Origin of the sequence: Succinimonas sp. (assembly GCF_045225735.1) — a bacterium.
Classification (GTDB): Bacteria; Pseudomonadota; Gammaproteobacteria; order Enterobacterales; family Succinivibrionaceae; genus Succinimonas.
The window spans coordinates 1-3412 of the sequence record NZ_JBGVBR010000174.1 but is presented as its reverse complement, the minus strand read 5'-3'; the positions used below and the strand labels follow the sequence as shown (position 1 = coordinate 3412).

Sequence of the window (3412 nt, the reverse complement as noted above, 5' to 3'; positions counted from 1 at the left end):
CCTTAATTATAGCGTTTCAAAATTCAGTAATTCTAGTTTTTTTTGAAGAACGTAACGATTCCAATGTTCTGGAGCGTCAGCCTACTGATGAAATGTTTCAGGCATTTGCATGAATTTTAAATCATAAAACTGTATTTCCCTATTTAATTGTTTAAAGGGAGATTTTCATTTTTGGGGACTTGTTTAAATTTGAGATATAGTTAACATTTACTGCAGGAGCAGCCTTTAATGTTCCGGAGCAGCTTTTCTGAAAGCGGCGGCATCAGGATCCGCCGCCGTTCGCTTCGGCATCATAACGGGATCAGATAAAGAACGCTGTTTTGTCCCAGTCCTTCATAATATGCTGGAAGACCTGCTTGTTCCAGTCCTGAATCTCGCTGACATCAGTGCTGTAGCTGAGCTCCTCGAAGATTTCCTCCCCGTTATGTTCATAGTAATCAGGGTTATGCCGGATGAAATCCCTGAGCTCCTTCAGAAAATCCTCCTGGCTCATCATGAGGAGCTCAAAGGCGGGCTTTTCATTGCCGACTTTGCTGAGATCCCCGTGATTTTTCAGGACGGCGGCGCCGAACTCCGCCATGAATTCCTGGTCTTCATCTGCATGCTCTTTGAAATATTCCCAATTCTTCAGCTGCTCCTTTTCGTATGCTGCATACTGGCTCTTCCGCCAGGATTTTCTGCCGGCGATCATGCCCTTAAGGAGGCGTTCAGTGTAGGTGTCGTCACCCTCCGGGTATTTAAGTCCGGCAGGCTCGTCGCAGAATACCTCCATATCACGATAGCCGTAATTCAGGAATCGCACTGACTGCCACGGTTCCGGATCCGGGTCGTAGTCAATTACCGGAAAAATCGGCTTCATATCCCACTCCTCAAAGGGCCGGGAGCGGTATTCGTCCTTCAATGGGAGAAGTTCCCAGGGCATAACGCCGCACTCCTGGGCAAACCGGGTGAAATTTTCATCCTGTTCCTCTCCGTCGGTTTTCCAGTCATCCAGGTGATTATAGGATTCGTAAACATAGGCCTCCTTCATCATCAGCCGGGTCATGGTGTCAAGCTTGGGATCCAGAGACTTGTAAAAGTTCGCGGCATCGGCATCAAGAGTGTCCGGCTGGGGACGGTGACTGCTTTCGAAGGCGTCCCTGGCCTCCTCAAAATCGTTCTCGGTCATAATGTCTCCTTCTTCGGCAAAGTCCGAAAAGTGCTTAAAGAGACAGGCCCGGTCTTTATCGTCCAGCGCGTTTATGGTCAGGAGGGCATAGGAGTAAAAGAGATCAAAGGACTCCTTGTCCTTGACCAGAGTTTCCGTGGTAATGCATTTGGCTCGTTCGCACCAGGAGGGCTCATAGCAAACATGCCGGAACCGCACTGCCTGACAGTCCGAAAGAAATACGGGATAGGCGAAGGCGCCGCTGGGATCCATCCAGCTCATTACGTAGGCGAGGCAGTCCAGCAGGAGCTTCGCAATCCGCGGGGTGCAGGTTCCGAGGAGAATGGCGATCTCGTTATCAAGATCATAGCTCCGGAAAAACTCCTGCTGTTTGGGGCCGCCCCAGTCCTGAAACTTCATAAGCTCCTTCCGGTATTCCTGCACGGCATGCTCCAGGGGTTTTCCAAGAATCGGAGCGATGAAGGGCCGTTCCTCATCTGCGGCGCCGTCAGCGTTGCCAGTGGTTTCTCCGTTCTCCCGCAGCTCATACTCCTCTTCAGAGGCCTTGTTTTCCGCGAAGAGAGAGCTCCCAAAGCCGTCATACCAGTCAAAATAGTAGTTTTTCATAAAAATCTCCTGATGACTCCGAAAAGGAGTGAAAGTTAAGTGAATTTCCTCTCCTGAGGTTGTGTATCTATAATATACCAGCAAAATAAAAACGCAATACAAATTTAATAGTAATGTTACGTCACGCAGGAAAATGCTTCGTTGTGTTTGGAAACACCGGATCTCCGTAACACCTGCGGAAGCGTCTGCCGGATCAGCGTTTTGACCGTTTCCGGCCTTTTGGATAGAGGTTAAGAGGGAGAAACAAGGGGTTCAGAACTTTTCTGACCGGAAAACCCCGGAGGCTTGCTGCCGCATCGGGGGATTTTTGTTGAAAAGGCGGTCTTTCAGGGAGATGCCTTAAAGGGGGCGCAAAAAAAAACCGGCCTCGCCTGAGACCGGTTTTGCAGAGATGTCCCGGGGATTATTTTGCCAGAGTTATGTTGTCGCCGTAGACGGTGGCAAAGTCATCCTTCATGGAAATGGTATGGAAGCCGTGCTCGTCGCAATATTTCTTCAGGGAAACGACCTTATCCTCGCTCCCGTGCTCCCGGACGGCGTCATTGCCCAGCAGGATGTAGGCCCGGCTCTTGTATTTTGTGTTGTTGGTAATGTACTGAGCCATGGAGAGGTCTCCGGAGCTGTTTCCGAAGGCCAGCACCGGTACCTTGCCGATTTCCCGGGCAATGATGGGCACCTTGTTCATCTTGACGTTTTTGGTGATCAGCTTGCCGTTATAAATAAGCTTGTCGTCCGGCTGGTATACATAGTCAAGTCCGTCCTTGCCGTTCTGGTGGCTGGCCACGAGATAGCCGTCGGTTCCCAGCACCATGTGCGGCGGAACATCAAGAACGCCCTCGATAATCACCCGGACGATATTGCGTTCGGTGCCGCTCACGATAAACACGGCAAAACCGTTGGCCTGAAGATATTTCACCAGCGATACCATGGGCAGGAAGAAGGCGTCGCCTTTTTTGAGATTGTTAAATCCCGCAGCCGGTGTCTCCTTGAATTTCCGGGCATAGTCCTTAAGCTCCTCTATGGTCAGATCCTTGAAGGTTTCTGTGGAGAGTGCGGCATGAGTCTTTTCCGCACCCTTGGGGAGTTTGCCGGTTTTCCAGCCTTCCTCCAGCTCCCGGGCAAATTTCTTCATTTCCGGGGTGGCCTTGTAGCCGGGGTCATGGAGCACCCGATGGGTGAACATCACCCAGTCAAAGTATGAGGGGTAGGTTTCTCCCACCAGAGTGCCGTCCAGGTCAAATACGGCGATGCGATCCTCTTCCGGGATGAAATCCGGGGAGTTTTTGTCGGTTACGCTTTTAACATAATCGGTGATATCCGCTGCCGCCTGAGAGTTTTCCGTCCAGTAGGACATCTTTGCGGATGCGGCGGACGCGGTTACGACTGCGGGATTTTCGTTTCCGTCCAGATTAGCGGCGGAGTTGCAGCCGAAGGTAAAGAGGGAGGCGGCAATCACAGAGGCCGCGAGAGTGTTTCTTAACAATGTGTGCATATGTATGTCCTTGAAATATTAAGGCATTATCAAACCGGAAAAACTGCTGCCGAACAGCGGGAATCCCGCATCCCCGCTTCAGGAGGAACCGTCTCTCTTGAAAAAGCACAGCGCAACCAGCGGAGGGAGCAGACAGGTGATCAAAA

Annotated in this window: 2 protein-coding genes; both read right to left on the bottom strand. The window is 50.9% G+C overall.

Annotation, left to right across the window (positions count from 1 at the left end; all coding sequences use genetic code 11):
* Positions 1–301: 301 nt before the first annotated feature.
* Positions 302–1774 (bottom strand): hypothetical protein, encoded by a 1473-nt coding sequence (locus ACJROR_RS06110; protein WP_406546318.1) that lies wholly within the window; start codon positions 1772–1774, stop codon positions 302–304.
* 403 nt (positions 1775–2177) lie between these two features.
* Complete coding sequence (locus ACJROR_RS06105) at positions 2178–3266, bottom strand: haloacid dehalogenase-like hydrolase (protein WP_406546316.1); 1089 nt, start codon at positions 3264–3266, stop codon at positions 2178–2180.
* Positions 3267–3412 lie beyond the last annotated feature (146 nt).